Here is a 23,863-nt window from a genome sequence, read left to right as displayed (position 1 = left end):
GGCGATCCTGCTCTAGGAACGGGGCTCCCGTTTCCGTCTGAACCCGGTGTCCGCCATGCCCGTTTCCGTCAAGATCAAGGCCCTGCCCCATTTCGAGGGGCTGGAGCTGCCCCGCTACCAGACCTCCGGCTCGGCCGGCATGGACCTGCCGGCCGCCTTGCCGGAGGACGCGCCGGTCGTCCTGCAGCCGGGACAGTGGCAGCTGATCCCGGTCGGTCTCGCCATCGCGCTGCCCGAAGGCTACGAGGCGCAGGTGCGCCCGCGCTCCGGCCTGGCGGCGAAGTTCGGCATTTCCTGCGTCAACACGCCGGGCACGATCGACGCGGACTATCGCGGCGAGATCCGTGTCAACCTGATCAATCACGGCCGCGAGCCCTTCACCGTCAAGCGCGGCGAGCGCATCGCCCAGATGATCATCGCGCCGGTCACCCAGGCGGTGTGGGAACCAGTCGAGACCCTGGACGAGACCGAGCGCGGCGAAGGCGGGTTCGGGAGTACGGGCCGCTAGCCCAGCAGCCCCTTGGGCAGCGGGTCGCAATAGCTTCTCACGTCGAAGATGCGCTCGTCGGTGATGAGGTCGCTGGGCGCGAGGCCGCGGGAAAGCTCGAGGCCCTCGATCGAGCGCGCGCGGGAGAGCGCCACATAGGCCTGGCCGTGCGCGAAGAGGCGGCCGGGCAGGTCGAGATAGACCTTGTCCAGCGTCAGCCCCTGCGCCTTGTGGATCGTCATCGCCCAGGCCAGGCGCAGCGGATACTGCTCGAACGCGCCGACGGTCTCCTTCTTCAGCGTTTCCGCGCTGGCGTCGGCGGTGTAGCGGAAGCGCTCCCACTTGACCGGTTCGACGGTGTGGGTCTCCCCGTTCACATGCACCTTCACCCCGTCGGCTGAGAAGGCGACGACCTCGCCGAGCGAGCCGTTGACCCAGCGCCCGGCCGGATCGTTGCGGATCAGCATGACGCGCGCGCCGGGTTTCAGGACCAGCGGCTCGTCGGTAGGCCTCACGCGCTCCTCGAACTCGCCCTCCACCTTGCCCGGTAGCAGGCGCGGCTCGCCGACGAGGGCGTCGAGCCGTGCCGAGTTGATCCGCGCGGCGGCCGCATTGGTGGGGGTGAGCACGACATGGGTCTCGCTGGCTTCCAGCGCCGAGCGTCCGGTGACGCGCTCGTTCAGACGCCGGCCCTGATCGCGCCTTATCTCGCCCTCGCGGATCGCGTTGAGGATCTCGACGAAGTCGGGATCGGACTGGCGATAGACGGTCTCGAGCTCGATCAGGGTGAAGCCGGCATCGCGGAAGACGGGCGTGTGGAAGAAGAAGGGCCCGCCATAGGCCATCTCCAGATAGGCCGCCTCCTCGCCCTGCACGACGGGAGGAAGCTGGGCGAGATCGCCGACGAGCACCATCTGCACCCCGCCGAACGGGGCCGACGAATTGCGGTTCATCCTGAGCGCGGCGTCGATCGCCCACATCATGTCGGAGCGCACCATGGAGATCTCGTCGATGACGAGGACCTCGAGCGCCTTGATGGCGCGCGCATTCCTCAGGCGCTTCACGTCGGCGGGCTCGATGAGGCGCGGCGGCAGGCGGAAGAAGGAATGCAGGGTCTGCCCGCCCGCATGCATGGCCGCGACGCCCGTCGGCGCGAGCACGGCCGCCTTCGATCCCAGGCGCTTCAGAAGCGCGCGCGTCAGCGTCGTCTTGCCCGTTCCCGCCCGGCCGGTGAGGAAGACGTTCGTGCCGCTCGACACGATGTGCTCGACGAGGCGGGCCTGGTCCGGCGAGAGATGGGGCGAGAGCGGGGCGTTCACGTCGGCAGGACATCCAGCTGCGGAAAGGGTGAAGACTGGCCCGTTTCGCGCCTCTGCACCACATCCCGCAGACATGTGGCTCGCGCGCAGCGGGCGCAGCGACTAGAAACAGCGATGAACCGAGGGAGGCCCGCCATCGCGATCGACACGCAGCGCCACGCCCGCCACATCCTCCTGAAGGAGATCGGCGGGCCCGGACAGCAGCGCCTCTCGAAGGCCTCCGTCCTGCTGGTCGGGGCGGGCGGGCTCGGCTCGCCGGCCGCGCTCTATCTCGCCGCGGCGGGGATCGGACGGCTCAGGATCGTCGATCCCGACACCGTCAGCCTCGACAATCTGCAGCGCCAGATCCTCTACCGCACCGGCGATGTCGGCGCGCCGAAGGCGGCCAAGGCTGCCGAGGCGCTGACCGGACTCGATCCTGCCGTGCGCGTCGAGCCGGTCGAGGGCCGCGCCGACGCCGGGACCCTGCCCGGGTTTCTGGACGGCATGGATCTCGTGCTCGACGGCTGCGACGACTTCGCCACCCGCTTCGCGGTCAACGACGCCGCGGTGAAGGCGCGCGTGCCGCTGGTCTCCGGCGCGGTGGGGCGCTGGAGCGGCCAGCTCGGCGTGTTCGCGCCGCATCTCGGGGCGGACCTGCCCTGCTATCGCTGCCTGGTGCCGGAGATCCCGCCCGGGGCCGAGCGCTGTGCGGAAGTGGGGATCGTCGGGGCGCTGACCGGCGCGATCGGGTCCCTGATGGCGCTGGAAGCGATCAAGCTGATCGCCCGCGCCGGAACCCCGCTGCTCGGCCGGCTGCACATCCAGGACACGCTGAAGGCCGAGGCCCGCGTCGTGCGCGTGGCGAAGGATCCGGCCTGCCCGGTGTGCGCCGGGCCCTAGGAGGGCGGCTCTTCCTCGCCGCGGCGCTGGCGCCGGCGCGTGACGCGGTCCATCAGGATCGCGGCGAGCGAGACCCCGAGCATGAGGCCGGCGAGCGTGCCGTAGGTCCAGCTGCCGACCCACAGCGAGACCGGTGCGATCGCGACGATCCCGATCGCCAGGCCGGCCGCGAGCGCGTTGATCCGCGCCCGGCGTCCGGCAGCCTCGCCGTCTCCGGCCATCACCGCCTCTTCTTCAGCACCTTCTTCTCGCCCCGGCGCGCCATGAACAGCACGCCGGCGAAGGCCAGTGCGAAGGCAACGCCGACCGCGGCGCCTCCGATCCAGCTGTTCATCAGGATCGCGAACAGGGCGCCGAGCAGGACGGCGATCCCGACCAGCATCACGATGACGCGGGGCGGGGGGAGGGTGGATTTATTGTGTTTCACCGGTGATGTCCCGATACAGCGTCCAGACCATGCGTTCGGTGGTGATGAAACCCCAGTTCCAGTCCGCATGGAAGTCCGCCAGCGGGTTTTCGTCCTGGATCGCCTGCAGATCGAGGCCCTGCGCGACCAGCGCTTCGACGCGTGCGCGCGCCTCGCTCAGCATGGCGATGCTGGCTTCCAGGTCCGCCTTGGTGGAGAGCGGGCCGTGCCCGGCGATCACCACCGTGTCCGGCCCGGCGAGATCGGCGATCATCTGCATGCCCGCGATGAAGCCGCCGACCGTGCCGCCATTGTCGAGATCGATGAAGGGGTACAGGCCGGAGAACAGGAGGTCGCCGGCATGGATCACGTCGGCCTCCTCGAAATGCACGAAGAGATCGCCGTCGGTGTGCGCGGCCGGGGCGTGGTGGAAGCGCGCGGTCACGCCGTTCATCGTGACGAAGTCGCCGTGATCGAGATTGACGCTGGGCAGGTAGGCGCCAGACAGCGGCTCGGGCGTGCGCCCGACGAGTTCGACCCGAACCGGCTCGACCAGGCGCGGGCGCACGTTGGCGTGGGCCATGATCACCGCGCCGCGCCCGGCGAAATACGCGTTGCCGAGCACGTGATCGCCGTGCAGGTGGGTGTTGAGGACGAGATCGACCTCGCGCCCGCCGGAAACCTCCTTCTGGGCCGCGTCGATGAGTGGGGCGAGGTCTTCCATCTGGGTGTCGATCATGAACACCCCGTCCTCCCCGACGAGCAGGCCGACATTGCCCGCCCGGCCGGTCGACAGCTCGTATATCCCGTGGCCGAGATCGGTCGTGGTGACCGCGGCTTCCTCCTGGGCGAGGGCGGTGGGCAGGGCGAACGAAAGGGCGAAGGCTGAGGCGAGGATGCGCATGGGCGGTTCCCTGAGAAGCGGCTGGCCTGGACCGGATATGGAACGGGCGCGGGCGCGCGTCCAGCCGGGCGGAGTCACTGCGGCGTCAGGATGACGTCCCTGGGGATCGGCACATCCTCGCGCTCGGGCTCGTCGTCCTCCATCCACCAGGGCCGCGGCGGGGGCGGCGGTTCGGGCGGGGGAATGTGGCGGCGCAGGAAGCCGGTCACGTGGAACAGCATCGTGGCGAACAGGTCGCGGTCCTCGAAGTGGTGCCCGCCGGCATTGGCGATGAAGGTGACGTCCTTCCCAGCGGCCAGCAAGGCCGCTTCCATGGCCTCGCTCTGCGCGTAGGCGACTACGCGGTCCTCCCGCCCGTGCAGGAGCAGGACCGGCACGCCGATTTCGCCAGCGCGCAGGGCCGGCGAATGGGCCGCCAGGCGCTGCGCGTCGCGTTCGGGGTGGCCGACCGCCCGGTGAAGATAGTCGAGCGCGGCCTCGTTCTCGGCCTCGGCTTCCGTGACGAGCGCGAACAGGTCGCTGACGCCTGCCGCGGAGATGGCGCAGCGGTACAGATCCGTTTCGCGGATGGGTCCCATGAGGGCGGAATAGCCGCCGAAGCTGAAGCCGAAGATGCAGACCTTGTCGCGGTCGGCGAGAGAGTCGGCGAGCACGGCGCGGACACCGTCGGTGATGTCGTCCTGGATGCGTCCGCCCCATTCTGCGTATCCGGCCTGGGCGAACGCCTCGCCGAAACCGTAGGAGCCGCGGAACTGGGGCTGGAAAACCATGTATCCCTCGGCCGCCAGCAGCTGGGCGACCGGGTCGAAGCCGTAACTGTCGCGCCGCTCCGGCCCGCCATGCGGCAGGACGACCAGCGGGGGGAGCGCCCCGTGGCTCTCCACGGGCACGGTCAGGTAGCCGAACAGCGCGGTCCCGTCGCGCGCGGTGTAGGGGTATATTTCCACCGCAGCCAGATCGCGCCGCACCAGCTGCGGCAGAGCCGGGCCGATCGGGGTCACCGCCGATTCGGCGAGCCGGTAGAGATAGAAGGCGGAAGGCTGCTCGGGGCTGCTCACATTGAGCAGGACGCGGCCGCCGGCGACCTGCAGCGGCTCGATCAGCATGTCCTCGCCGAAGAACGCCTGCAGGCCCGACAGATGGCGCGCCAGCTCGCCGTCCTCGACATGGATGCGGGGCCGCGTGTCCTCGTAGCGCACGTAGAGCGGGCGCATGGAGAACGGGTCGACGTGCACAGCCGCGATGTCGACGTCGCGATCGACGAAGACCGGGCCGACCAGGTCTTCCAGCCCGAAGGAGTAGCGGAACAGTCCCATCGTCCCGGTCTGCGGCGAGCGGGCATAGACCAGCGCCTCGTCGAAGGCCTCCGCGCGGGCGACCCATTCGTACTCGTTCTGCAGCTGGCCGAACTGGCTGAGGCTGAAGCGCTCCACATTGCGCCAGAGATGGCCGTCGGCGGCGCGGACGAGGACGTCGATGCTTCCGAACCGCGCCGAGGCGTCCAGGCGCATGACGGCGTCGCCGCGTCGGTTGGTGAACCAGGCGAGCGTCCGGCTACGCCCCGCCTCGGCACGGCGCACATCCCCGGTGTAGACATTGACCCGGTAGAGATCGAGGGTGCCGGCGCGCCGGCTGCGCGCGGGCATCAGGATGTGCTCGCGATCGCCGGGCAGGAAGTCGGTGATCTGGTCCAGATTGGCGTTCAGCGTGGTGTCGAACCGGCTCTGGGCGAGCAGCTGGACCGGGTTGGAGCCGTCGCGGTCGAGCGCGATCACCTGGGTGCGCTCTATCCTGTCGACCAGGTAGATCATTCCGTCGCGGAACTCGATCGCGAAGCCGTCCTCCACCCTGGCGATATAGGCGACGCTGATGAGGATGCGCTCATCGTTCGCCCACCCGGCCCAGCGCACGTCGAGCCCGTCCAGAGGGATGGCCAGCGTCGCCGGCGCGTCGGGATCGGCCAGGTCGGAGACCACCAGCTGCCGGGCATCCCCGGATTCGCCCGGTTGTGGCTGACGCAGATAGAGAAGATACCGGCCGCTCGGGGACAGCTGCGGCTGATCGATGGCGGGCGGCGCGAAAAGGTCGGCGAGCGTCGGCGGGCTGACGGGCATCGCCCGGTCCTGCGCCGCATGGGCGAGGCCTGCGCAGAGCAGACCCAGGCCCGCCAGCAGGATACGAAACACGCCGCGCCTCCAGATCGCTCTCGTGACAGGAGAGTTTGATGCGATCGCGCTCCGGGAGGCAAGCACAAATTGCCCCGCTCGGCGGCCATGCGGCTTAACGCGCGATTCACCCTGGCGATGGGAGGATCGGCCCATGCGACTCATCGCCCCGCTTCTTGCCCTTGCCGGGTTGATTGCCGCCACCGCGCCGGCGATGGCGCAGGGCTGCGACACCCATTCCGGCCTGCCCGTGCCGCGTTTCGTCTCGCTGAAGTTCGAGAGCGTGAACGGGCGGGCCGGGCCCTCGCTCGGCCATCCGATCGTGTGGGAATACGTGCGCGCCGGCCTGCCGCTGGAAGTGGTCGCCGAGACCGCGGACTGGCGGCGCGTGCGCGATCCCGACGGGGAGGAGACCTGGATGCATCGCCGGGTTCTGTCCGGGCGGCGCTCCGTGCGCCTTCTCGAAGCGGCCGTGCTGCGCGCGCGACCCGAGCCGGATGCGGTGATCGAGGCCGAGGCCGAGCCCGGGGCGGTGCTCTGGCTCGAACGCTGCCGGGCCGGCTGGTGCCGGCTGGAGGCGGACGGGCGGCGCGGCTGGGTCCCGGCCGCGAGTCTGTGGGGAGTCTACGCGCCCGAACGCGATCCGCGCAGCGCCCGCCCGGAGGATCCCTGCCGGCGCGCGCCAGGCGCCGGAGACGGTCCGGTCACGGCGGAGGCGGCCGAGTGACGCGCCCGCTGCGCCGTGCGGGGTGAACCGCGGCGCTTTCCTCGCCCTCCATCCCACGATAGACAGAAACCCGGCCCGGCGCGCCCGCGTTCGAAACCATGGCGCGCGGCAAGAATCGAGGACACCAGCGTTTTGACCCAGTTTGAACCGAAGAACAGCTATGATTACGACGAACTCATAGCCTGCGGACATGGCGAATTGTTCGGCCCCGGCAATGCCCAGCTGCCCTTGCCGCCCATGCTCATGTTCGATCGAATCAACGAGATCACGAAGGAAGGCGGCGCGCACGGCAAGGGCCATATCGTCGCCGAACTGGACGTGAAGCCCGATCTCTGGTTCTTCAGATGTCATTTCGAGGGCGACCCGGTGATGCCGGGCTGCCTCGGCCTCGACGCGATGTGGCAGCTCGTCGGCTTCTTCCTCGGCTGGTCGGGTGCGCCCGGCAAGGGCCGCGCGCTCGGTGTCGGCGAGGTGAAGTTCACCGGCCAGGTGCCGCCCGAGGTCAGCTGCGTGCGCTACGTCATCGATCTGAAGCGGGTGATCATGCGCAGGCTTGTTCTGGGCATCGCCGATGGCCACGTGGAAGCGGACGGGCAGGTGATCTATACCGCGAAGGATCTTCGCGTGGGTCTGTTCCGGCCCGAGGAAATGGGTAGACCGGGAGCTGCTGAATGAGGCGTGTCGTCGTCACCGGAATCGGGATCGTCTCGGCCATCGGCGAGAACGCCGATGCGGTCGCCGGGAGTCTGAAGGCTGGCAGGTCGGGGATCGTCAAGGCGCAGGAATACGCCGATCTCGGCTTTCGCTGCCAGGTCCACGCAAAGCCATCGGTGAATCCGGCCGAGCATGTCGACAAGCGGGCCTACCGCTTCATGGGCGAGGGCTCGGGCTGGTGCTACATGTCGATGGAGCAGGCCATCGCCGATGCCGGCCTCGAGGAGTCCGAGGTCTCCCACGAGCGCACCGGCCTCATCGTCGGCACCGGCGGGCCCTCCACCGAGGCGATCGTCAAGGCCGCCGACATCACCCGCGAGAAGGGCCCCAAGCGCATCGGGCCGTTCGCCGTGCCCAAGGCGATGTGCTCGACCGCCTCGGCGACGCTCGCCACCCCGTTCAGGATCAAGGGCGTGAACTATTCGATCAGCTCGGCCTGCACGACGTCGCTGCACTGCATGGGCGCGGCCGCCGAGCAGATCGCCTGGGGCAAGCAGGACATCGTCTTCGCCGGCGGGGGCGAGGAGCTCGAATGGTCGCTGTCCAACCTGTTCGACGCCATGGGCGCGATGAGCACCCAGTACAACGACACCCCGCAGAAGGCCTCCCGGCCCTTCGACAGGAATCGCGACGGCTTCGTGATCGCCGGCGGGGCCGGCATCGTGGTGCTGGAGGAATACGAGCGGGCGAAGGCGCGCGGCGCGAAGATCTACGCCGAGATCCTCGGGTACGGCGCGACCAGCGACGGCTACGACATGGTTGCCCCGTCCGGCGAGGGCGCGGCGCGCTCGATGAAGCTCGCGCTCGAAGAGGCCAGGGGCCGCAGGATCGACTACATCAACCCGCACGCGACCGCGACCCCGGTCGGGGATGTCGCCGAGGCGCGCGCCATCCGCGAGGTGTTCGGCAAGGACGATGTCCCGCTGATTTCCGGCACCAAGTCGATGACCGGCCACTGCCTCGGCGGGGCCGGCGTGCAGGAGGCGATCTACTGCCTCCTCATGATGCGCGACGGCTTCGTCGCCCCGTCCATCAATATCGACGAGATCGATCCGGAGATCGGCGACCTGCCGATCGTGCGCGAGACGAAGGAGCAGGCGGTCGATACCGTGCTGTCCAACTCCTTCGGCTTCGGCGGCACGAACGGCACGATCATCATGGGCCGGCCGGACTAGATCCGGTCGGCCGCTTCGCCCCCGCTTCCGCCGGGGCGAAGCGGCCATAGGCGCAGTCTTCGCGTGCGATCGGAACTCTTCATGGCCTCGATGCTTGCGCGCCTCCATATTGAGAAGTATTCTCATGTGCAAGTATGAAGGGGGCCGCCATGAAAGCTGCGCTGGAGACGATTTCCGGGCCCGCGCGTTCCGCCCGTCCGCGCATGCCGCTCGCGGCCTGCAAGACCGCGAGCTATGCCCTCACCCACCTCGTCGTGGCGATGGGCGTGGCGTACGCGCTGACGGGCAGCTGGAAGGCGGCGCTCGCCATCGGCCTGATCGAGCCGGCGGTCCAGACCGTGGCCTATACGTTTCACGAGAAGGGCTGGGCGAAGTGGGCACGCGCCCCCGCGGCCGGAGCCGTCCCGGCCTGCGGCCGTTCCCGCAGCGCGGCCTAATCGTCCGACCCGGTATCCGCTCCGCGGCAGAAGTCCGACCGGCCATAGGCCTGCGCCAGGCCGCGGGCCATCAGCCAGGCGCCGAGATCCTCGCCGCCGCTTTCGAGCCGCGCCACGACCCGGCCTGCGAAACTTCCCAGCTCCACCTCGTAGAGCGAGACCGCGCGGCCGGGCGGCAGCAGATCGCGCACAGTCCGCGCCGCCTCCTGGCCGAGCGCGCGTTCGGCCTCGCAGTCCGGGCGCCGGGTCTCGGGCGCGTCGACGCCGGCCAGGCGCACGCGCGTCTCCACGCTGTGACCCGGCCAGATGAAGGCGCGCACGGCGATCGTGTCGGCGTCGATCACCTCCACGACCTCGGCCGGGATGGGTCCGGGCAGCGGACCAACCACAGATAGCGATAGCGCCGTACCGCACGCGATATATGACCAGACACCGAACATTTGACCATAATAGGAAAATGATCCGCGCTAGGGAAGCCGCTTCACGCCGCCGGGCGCAACGGCGCCCTCACCAGCCGATCGGGCCGGAGGGGGATGGGGAATGCGATCGCTTCAGTGACCGCCGTGATGGCCGCCATGGCCGCTGCGGATCCGGACGGAGGCGTGCGCGCTCGCCTGGGCGCTCGCCGAGGCGGTCGCCGTGGCGCTGGACTGCACGATCACCGTGCCGCCGCCATGGGCGATGAGGATCGGCGCGGTCCCGCCTCCGACCCCGCCCTCGAGCGTGGCGAGCGAGACGGCGTCCAGCGTGATGGCGTCGCCGGCGCGCACGCGGTGGGACCCGCGCCCGTGCCGCGCCTCGTGCAGGCGCACGCGCGTACAGTCGCCCTCGGAAGCCCCGGCGTGCGGGACGATCTCCACCCGGCAGGGCCGCTCCGGCTCGGGGGGCGGTGCGGGCTCGGGCGCCCGCGGACCAGGCGCGCGGTCCGGCTCGTAGAGCACGACGCGGCAGCGCCCTCCGGCCAGGGCCGGTGTCGCCGGCTCGGCAATGCGCACGTGCGGACAGACCGGGACGCCCGCCTGGGCGGGTCCGGAAAGCGACAGCAGGAGGGCGAGCGCCGTGATCATGGGGCCAAGGCTAGCACGCGCCCGGGCGCGGAGTCCCGGCCGCGTCGCCGAACCGTCTCGTTTCGGGACGTCGGCGTGACGTTTGCGCATCGCCCCACCGCAGGCGCTTGGCCTAGAAATCGTAGGCGATGCCTTTCTTCTCCCAGTCCCCGAAGCGGGTGGGCTCCGGCCCCTTCGGGCCGTTGATCTCGGCGGCGGGCGTCTCGGCCTCCTGCGTCCCGCGGCGCTCTTCGGCCTCCTTCAGGGCACGCTCTGCCGCCGCGCGCACCCGCTTCTCGTAAAGGCCGTCGGAAACCGGCTTCGGGCTGGACTGCGTCATCTTGCGGGCCTTTTCCTGCTCACCCATCTAATTAGTCGCTGAACAGGGACCGGCAAAGGGCCGGCACCGGACCAGAGTCACGGAAAAACCCCAGATGACCGGCAACGGCCTTCGCACCTTCATCCTCCTCGCCGCCCTGACGGGACTGTTCATGGGCGTCGGCTATCTCGTCGGCGGCCCCGCCGGGGCGGCGATCGCGCTCGCCCTCGCCGCGGCGATGAACGCCTTCGCCTACTGGAATGCCGACAGGATCGTCCTGCGCATGTACAACGCGCACGAGGTCACCCCGGACGAACGCGATCCCGCGCTGCTGCAGTACGCCAGGGATGTCGTGGCGCTCGCGGACGGGGCCGGCCTGCCGCGCCCGCGCATCTATGTCATCGACAGCCCACAGCCCAACGCCTTCGCCACCGGGCGCAGTCCGGAGCGTGCCGCCGTGGCCGCGACGACCGGGCTCCTGCGCACGCTCAACCGCCAGGAGGTGATGGGCGTGATGGCCCACGAGCTCGCCCACGTCAGGAATCGCGACACGCTGACGATGACGGTGACCGCCACGATCGCCGGCGCGATCGGCTTCCTTGCGAACTTCGCGCTGTTCTTCGGCGGCGGGCGCGAGCGCGGCGGCATGATCGCCGGCCTGCTGATCGCCATCCTCGCGCCGATCGCGGCCGGCCTGGTGCAGATGGCGATCTCCCGCGCGCGCGAATACGATGCGGACAGGGCCGGCGCCGAGATCGCCGGCAATCCGCTCTGGCTCGCGAGCGCGCTGGAGAAGATCGAGCGTCACGCCCGCGGCAGCGTCAACGAACAGGCCGAACGCAATCCCGCGACCGCGCACATGTTCATCATCAACCCGCTGTCGGGCCAGGGCGCGGACAATCTGTTCTCCACCCATCCCTCGACCGCCAACCGCATCGCGCGCCTGCGCCAGATGGCCGGCGCCGCGCCAACGCCGAGCGCCGGGCCCTGGGGCCATCACGGTCCGTGGGGTGGCGGGCTCGACGGCGAGTCCGGCGACGTGCCCGGCCGCAGCCATGGCGGACCGTGGGGCTGAGGGATCGATTCCGGCGCCGCGGAGATTAGTCTCGGCGAAGACCTGCCGCCTTACGGGAGCCTGCCATGTTCGCCCAGCTCGCCGAGAGCCTGCCCGCCATCCTCGCCTTCCTGTCGATCGGGGGCGGGATCGCGACCATGATCTTCTTCGCCGCGATCGTCACCCCGACCGCCTTCCAGACGCTGGGCGAGGACCAGGCCGGCCCGTTCGTGCGCGCGCTCTTCCCGCTCTACTACCTGTTCTTCCTCATCCTCGCCGCGCTGGCGACGCTGTTCACCCTGCTCGCCGGCGCGGAGATCGCCGCCATCCTGCTCGCCGTGGTGACCGGCGGCTTCGCGTACGGACGCTTCCTGCTTATGCCGGAGATCGAGCGCGCGCGCGAGGCCGGCGAGGTCGAGCGGCGTAGGCGCCTCCACCGGCGCTCGGTGCTGATCAACACCATCCAGCTCGCCGGCTTCCTCGTCGCCCTCCTGCTGCTGGCCGGCCGGGTCTAGCCGGCGGCGCGAAGGGCGCTGGAAGATGCGAGCGGAGTCTGGCCGAGGCCCGCAGGCGGCGGGCGGGCATGCTCGCTTACCGGTCGTTTACCGGTCTTCGCGCAATGGTCGACATACTAGTCTGATCGCCACCGGTCCCTTGCATGAATGTCCCGGCGCTGTGCCTGTCCCTTGCTCTCGTCACGCTGACCGGCGTGCCGGCTGTGGGTGCGCTGACGAGCGCGCCGCGGGAGGGCCAGGCTGCGATCGTGTTTCCGCCGGGCTGGGCCCGCGGCGAGGTGGCGCGCGCCACCGCCGAGGCGGGCACAGCCCTCGTTCGCTTCGGCAGCCTGCCGAACATCGCCATCGTCGACCTCGGCCGCGACGATACGGCGCGCCTGCGCGAGGCCGGGGCACTTCTGGTGCTCGACCCCCTCATTCTCGGTGGCTGCCTCGCTGGCGGCCCCCTATCTCCAGGAGACGTGTGATGACCCGACTTCAGCGCGTTCAGGCCCAGGCGTCCAAGGTCCTGCTCATCGTGCTCGCAGCCGGCCTGCCGGCCTATCTGGCCATCTCCGCCTTCGCGGCGCCGGACAAGCTGATCGCGGGCGGGGTTCTGCTGGGCGTGCTCGCGGGGCTTGCGCTCGCGGCATGGAAAAGCGCGCCGGATTCTGTAGCGACGCGCGCGACGATCGCGATCGCGCTGATGGGCCTGCCGGCGGTGCTCACCTTCATGATGAGCGGCAAGGCCTGGCAGATCGACATGCACATGACTTTCTTCGCCGCGCTCGCCATGGTCACGCTGCTGTGCGACTGGCGCGCCCTGCTGGCTGCGGCTGCCGCGACGGCGGCCCATCACCTGGCGCTGAACTTCCTCCTGCCCTGGGCGGTGTTTCCGGCGGGAGGCGATTTCGCCCGCGTGGTCCTGCACGCGGTGATCGTCATTGGCCAGACCGCGGCCCTGATCTGGCTCGCCAACCGGATCGCCTCCGCCTTCGCCGAAGCGGAAGACGCCATCGTCACCGCCGAGGCCGCGAACGATCAGGCGCGATCGCTCATGGAATCGGACAAGGCGCGCCAGGCCGAGCTCGATGCCGCCCGCGCCGAGGCCGAGGCCGCGACCCGGGCCTTCGAGGCGGGGGTGCGGGCCGTGCTCGACGACGTCAATGCAGCGTCGGCGCGCATGGACGAACTCTCGGCGCGCCTGCGCGAGGATGCCGACGCCACGCGCGAGGGCGCGGACGGCTCGGCGAAGCTGGCCGCCGAGACGACCGGTCACGTCCAGTCCGTCGCCTCCGCCGCACAGGAACTCGCCGCCTCCATCGCGGAGGTCTCGCGCACGCTGGAAGGGGCCGACGACATCTCCCGGCGCGCCGCCGAGGAGGCCGGCAGGGCCGGGGTCTCCATGCAGGACCTCAACCAGGCCGCGCGCGAGATCGAGGACATCGCCAAGCTGGTCGCCGACATCGCCGAGCAGACGAACCTGCTCGCCCTCAACGCCACGATCGAGGCCGCCCGGGCCGGCGAGGCCGGCAAGGGCTTCGCCGTGGTGGCGAGCGAGGTCAAGGCGCTCGCCGACCAGACGGCCAAGGCCACGGGCAACATCTCGGCCAAGATCGAGGCGGTCTGCGCGGCGGCCGACGGGGCCAGCGCGGCCCTCTCGCGCATCGGGGAGACCATCCAGGAGGTGCGCCAGGCTTCGGGCAGTGCGCGCGACAGCTTCGCCGAACAGTCCGGCGCGACCGACGAGATCGCCCGGCTGGCCAGCGATGCGGCCGGCTCGACGAGCAAGGTCCGCGAGCGCGCATCCGAGGTGACGGCCGCTGCGGGGCGGACGGCCCATGCCTCGCAGGAATTCGGCGACGCGTCCGCGCGCCTGCGTCAGGCGGCCGGCAAGCTCGGCGCCGAACTCGAGCGATTCACGCGGCGCGCCGGGGCTGCCTGACGGGTCAGCTGGCTGCGCGGCGTTGGTCGGGCTTGTGGATTTCCATCAGCGTGCCGAGCGGCATCGCCTTGCCGAAGAGCCAGCCCTGCAGCCGCGCCGCCCCGAGCTTGCGGGCGAGCGCGGCCTGGTTCTCGGTCTCGATGCGCTCCACTGCCGTGGACAGGCCGAGCACCTCGACCAGCTTGAAGCTGGCGCGCGCGACGTCGAAGGCAGTGCGCGTCTTCATCGCATTGTCGATCAGGGTGACCTCGAACTTGACCTGGTCGCAGGGCAGGCGCTGGAGATACTCTAGCCCGCATGCGCCGGAACCGAAATCGTCCAGGGCGACCTTGCAGCCGAACCCGCGCAGCCGGGTTAGCAGCTTGGCGGCCAGGTCGAAATTCCCGATGCGCGCGCTCTCGGTGACCTCGAAGGACAGGCGGCGCCGGTCGATGCGGGTACGTTCGACCCGGGTGATGATCTGGCCGGCCGCGTCCATGTCAGAAAGGGTCGTGCCGGACAGGTTGACGGCGATGGGAGGGCGTCTCTCGCCGTTCTCCAGGAATTCGATCGCGAATTCTAGCATGGACAGGTCGAGGTCGCGCGCCATGCCGAACTGCTCGGCGAGCAGCACCCCGGGTTCGAAGACCCGGCCGCCCGGCAGGCGGGCGAGAAGCTCGTAGCCGGCTTCCTCTCCGGTGACGGCATCGACGAGCACCTGGGCGTGCGGCTCGATCCGCCTGCCGCGGATCACTGCCGACAGGCTGGACAGCCGGCGGTGGCGCTGCTCGGCGATCGATCGGGCGGCCGCCGCCAGCGTGCCTGCCTCGGGCATCTTGCCGGTTTCGTCGATCATGTCCGCGATGGCCTGCAGGGCGGCGACGACCTGGTCGCCGGCAAGCTCGGGATCGTCGGCAAGCATGCAGGTCTTCACCGAATCCCGCGACAGGCCGGCATGATCGCAGATATCTCCGACGGCCGAGCCGAGCTGGACCACCCCGGCCTCGCTCTCGCAGGCGGCCAGCACGACGCGGTCGGCGGTCAGCCCGCCCGCCTCTTCGAGCGCCGCGGCGCGGGCAAGCGTGTCGAGGCTTGAAAAGAACGCCGTCAGCTCCGGCTCGCCGTTCGGAGCGTCGGCCAGATGGACCAGGGCGTAGGAAAGCGGCGCGCGCGCCTTGCGGCGCTTCTCCACCAGGGCAGGCAGTGCGCTCCCTAGCCGGCGCTTTTCGTGCGCGATATCGGGAAGCCTGTCGGCAAGCTCGATCGCCCAGCCGATGGTGTCGCTGTCCTTCAGCCGCCAGCCCGAGAGGCGCACCGGCTTGCCGCCAAGCTCCAGCATGACAGGTCCGAGACGCCTATCCTCGGCCGCTCCAGCCAGCACGAGCTCGACCGCCTGGCGGCGGTTCAGCGGGAACAGGCCCGAAAGCGGCTTTCCGGGGCTAGCAGAGCCCTTCGGCGCGAGGCTCGTGGCGCCGGATGCAAAGGTGATCGCCCCCTGTGCGTCTGTCTCGATGAGAAGGTCGGCGGCGGCGAAGGCGAAGGTCACAAAGCGGGCGAGCATGGGGACTTCACCTTTCTTCGGAGCGGGGCCGGGAGTGATCGGAATACAACCTTGGGCGAAATTGCTTAGTGTTTGCTGAAGGCGCCGGAGAATATCTCCATACGCGCGAAAAACCCCGCCCGGCGCCCGGGCGGGGTCGGTGGTCGCGGAGGGATGGGGTTCAGCCGCGGCCGGGGCCGGTGAGGTCGCGATGGCTCGGGCGCGGTTCGTCGATGAGCTCGGCGAGCAGGCTCTTCACGCGGCTCTCCAGCTTGTCGATCGGCTCGTTGACCACGTTCGCCGGCTCCTCGGCGATGATCTTGCCCTTCAGCTTGTCGGAATACTCCTCGCGGGCCTCGCCGAGCGCCTTGTCGGCGGCGATGAGGAGGATGTGATCGAACGTGTCCTTGCGCGCTTCCTCGTTGAGCCGCTCGATCATGCGGTCGACGAAGCGGCGCTTCTCCATCTCGTGCCGGTCGGTCTGCTGTACCGAGGAGCGGCCGTGGGCGAGGCCTTCGCCGAGATTCATGTTGCCCTTCGAGCCCGAGCCGGCGTCCTGGAGGCGGCCGGGCGCGTCCGTGGTCTGCTCGCGGTCGGGCGGGTTGTCGTTGTCGTGCTTGGAGACGAGCTGCAGGTCGGGCGCGTCGTAGAACCCCTTGTTCTCCAGAAACAGGGCCTTGCCGCCGTCGAAGGCGACCACCCACAGCTTGTCGTCGGGCATCGGACGCATGAACTTCCCTCCCGGATTGGATCATCGGAAAAAGCACTCATCAGGCAAACCCTTGCCCGTTCGTGCCGGTTCCATGGCAGGCGCGGCCCCGGCGCAGACGAAAAGGCCCGGACCGCTCTCGAAGCGGTCCGGGCCTTCCTCGCGTCTGAGGGCGGGCCGAAGGGCCGGCCCGCGTCGGGGACGCTAGATCAGCGTGCGGAGGCGATCAACCCGGGCCTCAGCTGGCCGGGGTGATCGGCGCGAAGGTCGCCGTGCAGGCATCGGCGAGGCGCCATTGGCCGTCGACCTGGACGAAGCGGCAGGCGGCATGGTCGATCGCCGGCGTGCCGAGCTCGGGGCCGGGCTGCTCGGGATTCTGCAGCGCCTCGAAGCGCCCGGCCGGGAAGACGTAGGCGATCTTCTCGTCCCGCGTGATCTCCGCGTCGTAGACGCAGAGCGGCGGGCGCATCAGCACGGTGCGCACCGAGCGGTCGCCCATGCGTTCGCCGAAGACCTGCGCCTCCAGCGCCGGATCGAGTTCGCGCAGGCGCTGCGCGGTCGCGGCGGCCCCCGGCGCCATCGCGTCGGCGAGCGCGGCCTCGTTGTGGGCCACGATATGGCCGAAGAGCTGGCGCTCGGCCTCGCTGGCGGGCCGGCAGGAGGGCTCGGGCGTGGTGGTGCAGGCGCTGGCCAGCAGGCCGGAGGCGAGGATGAAGAAGGCGGTGCGGCGCATGTCGGGTCCTCGGGCAGGTAAGCGGTGAACGAACCCTGCCCGATCGCGCGCGCCAGGCCAAGCGGGCAAAGGCGGAATTGCTTAACCGCACCCTCCGGCCATCTGGTCGATCCAGGCCGCGACCAGCGCCACGCCCTCGGTGTCGGCGAGCGCGCGGCCGAGTTCGGGCATCATGATGTCGGCCCGGTCGCTTTCCATGCGGTGGACGAGGATGGAGGCGTGGGCATCGCCCGGCACGATCGAGTAGAGCCGCCCCCCCGTGCCGCGCCCGGCCGCGATGGGCGGCTTGCACAGGCCGAGATTCGGCCCGACCGGCTCCCAGGGTTCCAGGAACAGGCCCGAGGTGTCGGCCGGCCCGGTGCGCGAGTGGCAGTGGGCGCAATTGACGTCGAGATAGCCGCGCGCGGCCGGCTCGACCATGGCCGGAAGCGGCATCTCGCCGTTCCAGGCGAGGTTCGACGGCGCCTCGTCCGCCGCCGGACCGCCTTCGAGCAGGCCGAGTTCGCGCCAGCGCTCGAGCTGGTTGGCGCGGGTGCCCGCATAGTCGAAATCGCGGTTGAGATGGCGCGCCTTCGGTCCGATCGGCCGGATCCCGCCCTCGGCGGTGTCGGTCTCGTGGCAGTTCGCGCACTGGTTCACGTTCGGCACGAGATAGGAGAAGGCCTCGCGCGCGCCGGACGCGTCCACCAGGGTCAGATCGATGAAGTCTCCCGTGCGCGAGAGCCGCGCGCTGCGCTGGGCCTCGTCCCAGACATAGGCCGCAGCGTCCCAGCCGCTCTCGCGGTGGACCAGGACGCGGGTCTCGATCAGGCGCACCCCGGACAGATCGAGCGCGCTCCCGTCGAAATGCAGCATCGCCTCGCGCGTCCTGACCACCTCGTCGAACCCGCCTTCGCCGGCGGGGTAGTAGAAGGTCTTCGTGATCACCGTGCCGACCGGGAAGGCGAACGCCTCGCGCGCGTCGTAGGCCGCCGGCCCCGCGCCCTCGGGAATCCAGACGGTGCGCAGCTTCAGCGCATAGTCGGAGAACAGGGCGGTGTTGAGGTCGTACGCCGTCACGCCCTCGCCCAGGACGAGGCGGCCGCCGGACACCGCGACCTGGCCCCAGCTCTCCAGCGCGGCGGGCATCTCGCCGGCATGGAAGACGGGTTCGGGCGGGGCCGTCTCGCCCCGGCACGCCGCGAGCGCGAGGCCCGCGGCGGCGGCGAGGGCGAGGCGTGCGATCACCGGTCCAGCTCCACCTCGGGCAGCGGCTCCAGCGTGCAGTCGAGCGTCACGATGCGCGGATCGGCATAGTCGTTCGGCCCGTCCATGTTGAGCACCGCCTCGCCGGGCGCGCAGATCCTCAGCTCGGCCGGGAGCTCCCCGTCGACCGTCTTCTCCGGATCGACCCAGCCGTCCCAGATGACGTTCGGAAACGCGCCCAGCGGGCCGGCGACGGCGAGCTTGAGCGCCTGCAGTTCGAGCCCGTCGGGATTGTTGCCCCCGCCCTCATAGCTGTTGGAGTGCACGTGGATGGCTTCCGGCCAAGGATCGAAGTCCTCGCTCACCCCGAGCTCGGAGAAGCCGGCGGTGAACAGCGAGGAGATGATGACGTGGCCGGTGCGGTTGTCGGCGAGCCGGTTGCCGAAGATCTCCACCGCGTCGTTGGAATTGATGATGATGCCGGTGCCGGCCGGCACGCTCGCCACCGGCGTGCCCTCATGGCCGAAATTGCCGGTATTGTTCTCGAACACGTCGTTGTCGTAGACGCGCGTGCCCGATCCCGGGCGCGGCAGGTTGGGCATGTTGAAGACCAGGATGCCGCCGGTATTGTTGGTCGCGACGTTGCCGTACACGTCGGCATGGTTCGAGTTCTCGATCTCGATCCCGGCGACATTGTATTCTACGCGGTTGTTGCGCACGACGATGCGGTCGGACTGGCCGACATAGATGCCCGCGTCCGAGGCGCCGATCACCACCGAATCCTCGACCAGCACGTCGGTGGACTGCACCGGATAGAGCCCGTAGGCGCCGTTCTCGGTGGAGGGCCCGTTGGTCCATTCCACGCGCACGCCGCGGATCGTGACATTGTCGCCGTCGGTGACCTTCACCGCATCGCCGATCGTGTCCTCGATGGCGAGGTTCTCCAGCGTGAAATTGTCCGCGCCCGAGACCAGGAGGCCTTCCGCGCCCTGGCGCTGCTCGGCGAAGGAGAGCACGGTCTCGTCCATCCCCGCGCCTCGGATCGTGACGTCGTCGACGGTCAGCGACAGTCCGCGCTCGATCACGAAGAGGCCGGCCGGGATCTCGATCACGTCGCCCGGCTCGGCATCGAGCAGGGCCGCCATCAGGGTTTCCTGATACGCCCGGTCCGCGCCCGACACGTCGCGGGTCTGGTCCTCGCCGCCGCAGGCGGCCAGGAGAAGGACGGACAGCGCCGCCCCGGTCTTCACAGCGTTCATGACGCCTCCTCCCTGTCCCCGTTTCGCGGTTTCACGAACCGCGTTCACGGGGCGAGGGTAAGGCGCGCGGGGTCGCGCTGTCGAGTGCCTACTCCCCGGTCAGGGCGAACAGGGCGTAGAAGACGAGCGGAACCGACAGCATGGCGGCGGCCATCGGCACGATCATGCCGAACACGGCCGTGGCAAGGCCGAGCGCGAGGCCGAGATTGAGCACCAGGAGCGGGATGCCGCGATGCGGGTCGCGCCGGGCTTCCCTCAGCATCCAGCCGAGCACCGGGACGGCGAGCAGGCCGTGCCCCAGGCCCCGCATCGCCTGGTGCAGCAGATGGGCGAGGTCGAGGCGCGGCAGCGACAGGCTCGGTGCGCGCGAGAGATGTTCGAGCAGCGCCGCGATCGCGAGGCCGCCGGCCAGGGTTGCGAGGGCCGCGCCGGCCCCTTCGCCCGCCCGCCACAGCAGCGCGCTCGCGCCGATCGCGAGCACGCCGGTGGCGGCCGGCATGGCACGCATCAGCCAGCGCGCAGGCTTCCAGTCGGGCACGATCTCGCCGGGCCGCCCGGCGATCGAGTTGGCCACGTAGGCCAGGCCGGCGATGTAGTGATAGGCCGCGAGCGGCAGGGAGATCGCGAGCAGGGCGGTCACGACGGGCACGTCGAGTCCGGGTTTCGGTCCGGGGAAGGCGAGGTAGAAGCCGGCCCACAGCGCGAAGGGCGCCAGCATGAACAGGCCGATGATGTAGGGCAGGAAACGCATGGGGAGGACGCTTTTGTTATTGTTGCGCCGGGGATCTTCCCGGCGCGCCTTATGTCCTCGCGCGGGCGCGCGTGCGCAACCGCGCTACGCTGCGGCATGCGCGCACCCACTCCGACTAGGGATATTGCGCGGCCCGCTCAGGCGGGCTTGCGGCCGGGCAGCATGGCCATGACCTTAACCCGCTGCTCCTCGGTCGCTTCGTCGAGGGCCTTGAGCAGACCCTGCGCGGCCGGGCCGGAAATGTTCTTCAGGCCGACCGCGGCCGGGGGATGGACCCAGCCGCCTTCCGGCGCGAAGCCGTCGAAGAAGAAGCCGAGCGGAACGCCGAGCACTGCCGCGAGCTCGTAGAGTCTCGAGGCCGGGATGCGGTTCGCCCCGCGCTCGTATTTCTGGACCTGCTGGAAGGTCACGCCCACGGCCTCGCCCATGGCGCTCTGCGACAGGCCGGCGAGCTTGCGCGCCTGGCGCAGCCGCTCGCCGATGTGCACATCGAGCGCGGAAGCCGAACGCGGGGTATCGCGTTCGTCGTAACGGGGCGTGTCGGTCATGTGGCAGGTCCGCAAGTCACAAATTGAAAGGAAGCCGGCCCCTGCGAGCAGGAGCCGGAGCGGGAATGCGCGCATACTTGACAGTTCGCTGTCCGGATTCAACGAGAAAATTCCACCACCGCTCCGGGTAAAATCCTGCCGCGGGCAAAGCTCTGGCGCGATCTCGCGCGAGGCGTGCGCCGGCGTCCGCCCGGACCGGCTTGCGGCCGGGGAACCTAGTGCGCCTGGCCCCAGGTCTTCGCCGCCTTGGCCTCGACATCGAGCGGGACGGAAAGTTCCAGCGCCGGCCGGGCCGCCTCGCCCATCACGCCCTGGACGAGCGGGATGAGGTCCTCGGCCTCGTCCTCGGGACATTCGAAGACCAGCTCGTCGTGGACCTGAAGCAGCATCTTCGCCTTCAGGCCCTTTTCCGCGAGCGCCTCGTCCATCCTGATCATCGCGCGGCGGATGATGTCGGCGGCACTGCCCTGGATCGGCGCGTTGATCGCCTGGCGCTCGGCGAACTGGCGCGCGCTCGGGTTCTTGTCCTTGATGCCGGGTATGTGGATGCGCCGGCCGAACAGGGTCTCGACATAGCCGGAGAAGGCGCAGCGCGCCTTCATCTCCTCCATGTAGTCCTGGATGCCCGGGAACTTCTCGAAATAGGCCTCGATATACTGGCGTGCCTCGTCGCGCCCGATCCCGAGATTCGCCGCCAGCCCGAAGGCGGAGATGCCGTAGATGATGCCGAAATTGATCGCCTTGGCCTTGCGGCGCGTGGCCGGATCCATGTCCTCCATCGCCACCCCGAACATTTCCGACGCCGTCATGGCGTGGATGTCCTTGCCCGCCTTGAACGCCTCCTTCAGCGCGTCGATGCCGGCGATGTGGGCGAGCAGGCGCAATTCGATCTGGGAATAGTCCGCGGCGACGAGGACATGGCCCTCCTCGGCGATGAAGGCCTCGCGGATCTTGCGGCCCTCCTCGGTGCGGATCGGGATGTTCTGCAGGTTGGGTTCGGAGGAGGACAGGCGCCCGGTCGACGTCGCCGCGAGCGAGAAACTGGTGTGCACGCGGCCGGTGTCCGGGTTGATCGCCTCCTTCAGCGCGTCCGAGTAGGTCGATTTCAGCTTGGCGAACTGGCGCCAGCGCAGCAGCGCCTGCGGCAGGTCATGGCCTTCGGCGGCGAGCTGTTCGAGCACGCTGGCATCGGTCGACCAGGCCCCGCCCTTGGTCTTCTTGCCGCCGGGCAGCTCCATCTGGCCGAACAGGATCTCGCCGATCTGCTTGGGGCTGCCGAGATTGAACCGCGTGCCGGCCAGCTTGTGGGCCTCCTCCTCGCTCTCGGCCATCTTCTGGGCAAAGTCCGAGGACAGGCGCGACAGCTGGGCGACGTCGACCTTGATGCCGGCCAGTTCCATCTTCGCCAGCACGCCCGGCATGGGCCGCTCCAGCGTCTCGTAGACCTGCGTGAGCTTGCGCGCGGACAGGGAGGGCTTCAGGATCTCGTGCAGGCGCAGCGTGACGTCGGCATCCTCGGCCGCGTACTCGGTCGCGGGTGCGAGCGCGCACTGGGCGAAGCTCCTCTGGCTCTTGCCCGTGCCGCACACCTCCTTGAACGAGATGCAGCGATGCTCGAGCAGCATCTCGGCGAGCTCGTCCATGCCGTGATTGTGCAGACCGGACTCCTGCACGTAGGACAGCAGCATGGTGTCGTCATAGGGACGCACATCGATGCCGTAGCGGCTGAGCACGGCGAGATCGTACTTGAAGTTCTGGCCGATCTTCAGAACCGCCTCGTCCTCCAGCAGGCGCTTCAGCCGCCCGATCGCGTCGTCGAAATCGATCTGCTGCGGCCTGCCGCCGCCATCGGCGAGATCGCCGCCCACGTGTGCGAGCGGAATGTAGCAGGCCTCGTTCGGCGCGACGGCGAGGGAAACGCCCACGAGGCCGGCGCGCGTCGCGGACAGGGCGTCGGTCTCGGTGTCCACGGCGACGACGCGTGCCTGCTTCGCCTTCGCGATCCAGGCTTCGAGCGCCTCGATCGTCTGGACGGTCTCGTATTTCGACCGGTCGATCTCCGCGGTCGCATCGCCGGTGGTGTCGGCAGGCCCGGCGCCCAGGGCTTCCTCGACGCGCCGGGTGAGCGTGCGGAACTCCATCGACTTCAGGAAGGCGAGCAGCTTGCCCGCTTCGGGATCGCGCGTGCCGAACGCCTCCATTCCGGGCAGGCCCTCGACATCGTCCTTCAGCGTGACCAGCCGCTTGGAGATGCGCGCATTGTCCGCGTTCTCGATCAGCTTCTCGCGGCGCTTGGGCTGCTTGATCTCCCCGGCGCGTTCGAGAAGGGTTTCCAGATCACCGTATTCCTCGATCAGCTGGGCGGCGGTCTTCACCCCGATGCCGGGCACGCCGGGCACGTTGTCGACGCTGTCGCCGGCGAGCGCCTGCACGTCGATGACCCGGTCGGGATAGACGCCGAACTTCTCCTTTACCTCCTCCGGCCCGAAGCGCTTGGACTTCATCGGGTCGAGCATCGTCACCTGGCCGTTGACGAGCTGCATCAGGTCCTTGTCCGAGCTCGCCAGCGTCACCTTGGCGCCCGCCTCGACGGCGCGCCGCGCATAGGTCGCCATGATGTCGTCGGCCTCGTAGCCCTCGATCTCGATGCAGGGCAGGTCGAAGGCCATGGTGGCCTCGCGGATCAGCGCAAACTGCGGCACGAGATCTTCGGGCGGCTCGGGCCGGTGGGCCTTGTACTGGTCGTAGATCTCGTTCCTGAAGGTCTTGGCCGAATAGTCGAAGATGACGGCCAGATGCGTCGGCTCGTCCTCGCCCTTGAGGTCCTCCAGCAGCTTCCACAGCATGTTGCAGAAGCCCTGCACCGCGCCCACCGGCGTGCCGTCCGAGCGCGTCAGCGGCGGCAGGGCGTGATAGGCGCGGAAGATATAGCCCGACCCGTCGACGAGATAGAGATGGGAGGTGTCGTCGAGCGGACGTTTGACGGCCATGGGGAAGTCCTTCGGGCAGGCGGAAAGGGTCGAGCCGCAAGGTAGGCGCGCGCGGCGCGGGGGGCAATCGGGCGGGGTGTGGAGGGGGAGGCGCG

Annotated in this window: 26 protein-coding genes; 10 read left to right on the top strand and 16 right to left on the bottom strand. The window is 69.6% G+C overall.

What is annotated here, in order from left to right:
• Positions 1-55: 55 nt before the first annotated feature.
• The gene (dut, locus tag JW792_RS11520; RefSeq protein WP_135995701.1) at positions 56-508 is read left to right on the top strand and encodes a dUTP diphosphatase; all 453 of its coding nucleotides are present in this window, start codon (positions 56-58) and stop codon (positions 506-508) included.
• On the opposite strand, the gene JW792_RS11515 is transcribed toward dut, so the two are convergent.
• Positions 505-1,806 carry an ATP-dependent DNA helicase gene (locus tag JW792_RS11515; RefSeq protein ID WP_241094955.1) on the bottom strand — a complete coding sequence of 434 codons (1,302 nt, stop codon included), beginning with the start codon at positions 1,804-1,806 and terminating at the stop codon, positions 505-507. The two genes, dut and JW792_RS11515, sit on opposite strands and share 4 nt — an antisense overlap.
• Before the next feature lie 114 nt (positions 1,807-1,920).
• On the opposite strand from JW792_RS11515, the gene JW792_RS11510 reads away from it, so the two are divergent.
• The gene (locus JW792_RS11510) at positions 1,921-2,688 is read left to right on the top strand and encodes a HesA/MoeB/ThiF family protein (protein ID WP_135995703.1); all 768 of its coding nucleotides are present in this window, start codon (positions 1,921-1,923) and stop codon (positions 2,686-2,688) included.
• Here JW792_RS11510 and JW792_RS11505 read toward each other — a convergent pair.
• The 4 genes from JW792_RS11505 to JW792_RS11490 all read right to left on the bottom strand — a co-directional run bounded on the left by JW792_RS11505 (position 2,685) and on the right by JW792_RS11490 (position 6,184).
• Positions 2,685-2,909, bottom strand: coding sequence for a hypothetical protein (locus tag JW792_RS11505; RefSeq protein ID WP_135995704.1), 225 nt, complete (start codon positions 2,907-2,909; stop codon positions 2,685-2,687). The genes JW792_RS11510 and JW792_RS11505 overlap by 4 nt on opposite strands.
• Positions 2,909-3,115 (bottom strand): hypothetical protein, encoded by a 207-nt coding sequence (locus JW792_RS11500; protein WP_135995705.1) that lies wholly within the window; start codon positions 3,113-3,115, stop codon positions 2,909-2,911. The genes JW792_RS11505 and JW792_RS11500 overlap by 1 nt, the downstream gene beginning before the upstream one ends.
• Positions 3,102-3,998: an MBL fold metallo-hydrolase gene (locus tag JW792_RS11495; protein WP_135995706.1), complete on the bottom strand. Its 897-nt coding sequence runs from the start codon at positions 3,996-3,998 to the stop codon at positions 3,102-3,104. Before JW792_RS11495 ends, JW792_RS11500 begins: the two co-directional genes overlap by 14 nt.
• Before the next feature lie 74 nt (positions 3,999-4,072).
• Positions 4,073-6,184 (bottom strand): S9 family peptidase, encoded by a 2,112-nt coding sequence (locus tag JW792_RS11490; protein WP_158291587.1) that lies wholly within the window; start codon positions 6,182-6,184, stop codon positions 4,073-4,075.
• Positions 6,185-6,317: 133 nt separating this feature from the next.
• On the opposite strand from JW792_RS11490, the gene JW792_RS11485 reads away from it, so the two are divergent.
• From JW792_RS11485 to JW792_RS11470, 4 genes are all read left to right on the top strand, one after another.
• Complete coding sequence (locus JW792_RS11485; RefSeq protein ID WP_135995708.1) at positions 6,318-6,890, top strand: SH3 domain-containing protein; 573 nt, start codon at positions 6,318-6,320, stop codon at positions 6,888-6,890.
• 132 nt (positions 6,891-7,022) lie between these two features.
• Positions 7,023-7,565, top strand: a complete 543-nt coding sequence (fabA, locus tag JW792_RS11480) for a 3-hydroxyacyl-[acyl-carrier-protein] dehydratase FabA (protein WP_135995709.1) — start codon at positions 7,023-7,025, stop codon at positions 7,563-7,565.
• A complete protein-coding gene (gene fabB, locus JW792_RS11475) occupies positions 7,562-8,779 on the top strand; it encodes a beta-ketoacyl-ACP synthase I (RefSeq protein WP_135995710.1) in 1,218 nt (405 codons plus the stop codon). The genes fabA and fabB overlap by 4 nt, the downstream gene beginning before the upstream one ends.
• Positions 8,780-8,928: 149 nt before the next feature.
• Positions 8,929-9,216, top strand: coding sequence for a DUF2061 domain-containing protein (locus JW792_RS11470; RefSeq protein ID WP_206340786.1), 288 nt, complete (start codon positions 8,929-8,931; stop codon positions 9,214-9,216).
• On the opposite strand, the gene JW792_RS11465 is transcribed toward JW792_RS11470, so the two are convergent.
• From JW792_RS11465 to JW792_RS11455, 3 genes are all read right to left on the bottom strand, one after another.
• Positions 9,213-9,605: a thermonuclease family protein gene (locus JW792_RS11465; RefSeq protein ID WP_158291588.1), complete on the bottom strand. Its 393-nt coding sequence runs from the start codon at positions 9,603-9,605 to the stop codon at positions 9,213-9,215. The genes JW792_RS11470 and JW792_RS11465 overlap by 4 nt on opposite strands.
• A 162-nt stretch (positions 9,606-9,767) precedes the next feature.
• The gene (locus JW792_RS11460; protein ID WP_135995712.1) at positions 9,768-10,283 is read right to left on the bottom strand and encodes a hypothetical protein; all 516 of its coding nucleotides are present in this window, start codon (positions 10,281-10,283) and stop codon (positions 9,768-9,770) included.
• Between the two features lie 112 nt (positions 10,284-10,395).
• Positions 10,396-10,602, bottom strand: coding sequence for a DUF1674 domain-containing protein (locus tag JW792_RS11455; RefSeq protein ID WP_135995713.1), 207 nt, complete (start codon positions 10,600-10,602; stop codon positions 10,396-10,398).
• A 94-nt stretch (positions 10,603-10,696) separates the two neighbouring features.
• Here JW792_RS11455 and htpX point away from each other — a divergent pair, with 94 nt between their 5' ends.
• From htpX to JW792_RS11435, 4 genes are all read left to right on the top strand, one after another.
• On the top strand, positions 10,697-11,656 hold the full coding sequence (gene htpX / locus JW792_RS11450; protein WP_135995714.1) for a zinc metalloprotease HtpX: 960 nt from the start codon (positions 10,697-10,699) through the stop codon (positions 11,654-11,656).
• Positions 11,657-11,721: 65 nt separating this feature from the next.
• Complete coding sequence (locus tag JW792_RS11445; protein WP_135995715.1) at positions 11,722-12,150, top strand: DUF4149 domain-containing protein; 429 nt, start codon at positions 11,722-11,724, stop codon at positions 12,148-12,150.
• A 143-nt stretch (positions 12,151-12,293) separates the two neighbouring features.
• Complete coding sequence (locus JW792_RS11440; RefSeq protein WP_135995716.1) at positions 12,294-12,617, top strand: hypothetical protein; 324 nt, start codon at positions 12,294-12,296, stop codon at positions 12,615-12,617.
• A complete protein-coding gene (locus JW792_RS11435) occupies positions 12,617-14,074 on the top strand; it encodes a methyl-accepting chemotaxis protein (protein ID WP_135995717.1) in 1,458 nt (485 codons plus the stop codon). The genes JW792_RS11440 and JW792_RS11435 overlap by 1 nt, the downstream gene beginning before the upstream one ends.
• 4 nt (positions 14,075-14,078) lie before the next feature.
• Here JW792_RS11435 and JW792_RS11430 read toward each other — a convergent pair whose 3' ends face one another.
• The 8 genes from JW792_RS11430 to polA form a co-directional block, all read right to left on the bottom strand.
• The gene (locus tag JW792_RS11430; RefSeq protein ID WP_135995718.1) at positions 14,079-15,614 is read right to left on the bottom strand and encodes an EAL domain-containing protein; all 1,536 of its coding nucleotides are present in this window, start codon (positions 15,612-15,614) and stop codon (positions 14,079-14,081) included.
• A gap of 160 nt (positions 15,615-15,774) precedes the next feature.
• A complete protein-coding gene (locus tag JW792_RS11425) occupies positions 15,775-16,323 on the bottom strand; it encodes a baeRF12 domain-containing protein (protein WP_135995719.1) in 549 nt (182 codons plus the stop codon).
• A gap of 217 nt (positions 16,324-16,540) precedes the next feature.
• A complete protein-coding gene (locus tag JW792_RS11420; protein ID WP_135995720.1) occupies positions 16,541-17,035 on the bottom strand; it encodes a hypothetical protein in 495 nt (164 codons plus the stop codon).
• An 81-nt stretch (positions 17,036-17,116) separates the two neighbouring features.
• Positions 17,117-18,262 (bottom strand): SO2930 family diheme c-type cytochrome, encoded by a 1,146-nt coding sequence (locus JW792_RS11415; RefSeq protein ID WP_241094954.1) that lies wholly within the window; start codon positions 18,260-18,262, stop codon positions 17,117-17,119.
• Positions 18,259-19,479: a parallel beta-helix domain-containing protein gene (locus JW792_RS11410; RefSeq protein WP_135995721.1), complete on the bottom strand. Its 1,221-nt coding sequence runs from the start codon at positions 19,477-19,479 to the stop codon at positions 18,259-18,261. Before JW792_RS11410 ends, JW792_RS11415 begins: the two co-directional genes overlap by 4 nt.
• An 88-nt stretch (positions 19,480-19,567) precedes the next feature.
• A complete protein-coding gene (locus JW792_RS11405; protein WP_135995722.1) occupies positions 19,568-20,230 on the bottom strand; it encodes a hypothetical protein in 663 nt (220 codons plus the stop codon).
• A 137-nt stretch (positions 20,231-20,367) separates the two neighbouring features.
• On the bottom strand, positions 20,368-20,778 hold the full coding sequence (locus tag JW792_RS11400; RefSeq protein WP_135995723.1) for a helix-turn-helix domain-containing protein: 411 nt from the start codon (positions 20,776-20,778) through the stop codon (positions 20,368-20,370).
• Positions 20,779-20,993: 215 nt separating this feature from the next.
• On the bottom strand, positions 20,994-23,768 hold the full coding sequence (polA, locus tag JW792_RS11395) for a DNA polymerase I (protein WP_135995724.1): 2,775 nt from the start codon (positions 23,766-23,768) through the stop codon (positions 20,994-20,996).
• Between the last annotated feature and the right edge of the window lie 95 nt (positions 23,769-23,863).

The sequence above is a fragment of the Marinicauda algicola genome (assembly GCF_017161425.1).
Classification (GTDB): Bacteria; Pseudomonadota; Alphaproteobacteria; order Caulobacterales; family Maricaulaceae; genus Marinicauda; species Marinicauda algicola.
Note: the sequence above shows the minus strand (reverse complement) of the source record. Positions and strands in the feature narration are given on the sequence as shown.

What these genes read in the sequence shown, in the direction of transcription:
- JW792_RS11410 (WP_135995721.1), bottom strand. Translation starts at nt 19,479, where the DNA reads ATGAACGCTGTGAAGACCGGGGCGGCGCTGTCCGTCCTTCTCCTGGCC.
- dut (WP_135995701.1), top strand. Translation starts at nt 56, where the DNA reads ATGCCCGTTTCCGTCAAGATCAAGGCCCTGCCCCATTTCGAGGGGCTG.
- fabB (WP_135995710.1), top strand. Translation starts at nt 7,562, where the DNA reads ATGAGGCGTGTCGTCGTCACCGGAATCGGGATCGTCTCGGCCATCGGC.
- JW792_RS11435 (WP_135995717.1), top strand. Translation starts at nt 12,617, where the DNA reads ATGACCCGACTTCAGCGCGTTCAGGCCCAGGCGTCCAAGGTCCTGCTC.
- JW792_RS11430 (WP_135995718.1), bottom strand. Translation starts at nt 15,614, where the DNA reads ATGCTCGCCCGCTTTGTGACCTTCGCCTTCGCCGCCGCCGACCTTCTC.
- htpX (WP_135995714.1), top strand. Translation starts at nt 10,697, where the DNA reads ATGACCGGCAACGGCCTTCGCACCTTCATCCTCCTCGCCGCCCTGACG.
- JW792_RS11445 (WP_135995715.1), top strand. Translation starts at nt 11,722, where the DNA reads ATGTTCGCCCAGCTCGCCGAGAGCCTGCCCGCCATCCTCGCCTTCCTG.
- JW792_RS11455 (WP_135995713.1), bottom strand. Translation starts at nt 10,602, where the DNA reads ATGACGCAGTCCAGCCCGAAGCCGGTTTCCGACGGCCTTTACGAGAAG.
- polA (WP_135995724.1), bottom strand. Translation starts at nt 23,768, where the DNA reads ATGGCCGTCAAACGTCCGCTCGACGACACCTCCCATCTCTATCTCGTC.
- JW792_RS11485 (WP_135995708.1), top strand. Translation starts at nt 6,318, where the DNA reads ATGCGACTCATCGCCCCGCTTCTTGCCCTTGCCGGGTTGATTGCCGCC.
- JW792_RS11470 (WP_206340786.1), top strand. Translation starts at nt 8,929, where the DNA reads ATGAAAGCTGCGCTGGAGACGATTTCCGGGCCCGCGCGTTCCGCCCGT.
- JW792_RS11400 (WP_135995723.1), bottom strand. Translation starts at nt 20,778, where the DNA reads ATGACCGACACGCCCCGTTACGACGAACGCGATACCCCGCGTTCGGCT.
- JW792_RS11440 (WP_135995716.1), top strand. Translation starts at nt 12,294, where the DNA reads ATGAATGTCCCGGCGCTGTGCCTGTCCCTTGCTCTCGTCACGCTGACC.
- JW792_RS11495 (WP_135995706.1), bottom strand. Translation starts at nt 3,998, where the DNA reads ATGCGCATCCTCGCCTCAGCCTTCGCCCTTTCGTTCGCCCTGCCCACC.
- JW792_RS11510 (WP_135995703.1), top strand. Translation starts at nt 1,921, where the DNA reads ATGAACCGAGGGAGGCCCGCCATCGCGATCGACACGCAGCGCCACGCC.
- JW792_RS11460 (WP_135995712.1), bottom strand. Translation starts at nt 10,283, where the DNA reads ATGATCACGGCGCTCGCCCTCCTGCTGTCGCTTTCCGGACCCGCCCAG.
- JW792_RS11425 (WP_135995719.1), bottom strand. Translation starts at nt 16,323, where the DNA reads ATGCGTCCGATGCCCGACGACAAGCTGTGGGTGGTCGCCTTCGACGGC.
- JW792_RS11405 (WP_135995722.1), bottom strand. Translation starts at nt 20,230, where the DNA reads ATGCGTTTCCTGCCCTACATCATCGGCCTGTTCATGCTGGCGCCCTTC.
- JW792_RS11505 (WP_135995704.1), bottom strand. Translation starts at nt 2,909, where the DNA reads ATGGCCGGAGACGGCGAGGCTGCCGGACGCCGGGCGCGGATCAACGCG.
- JW792_RS11420 (WP_135995720.1), bottom strand. Translation starts at nt 17,035, where the DNA reads ATGCGCCGCACCGCCTTCTTCATCCTCGCCTCCGGCCTGCTGGCCAGC.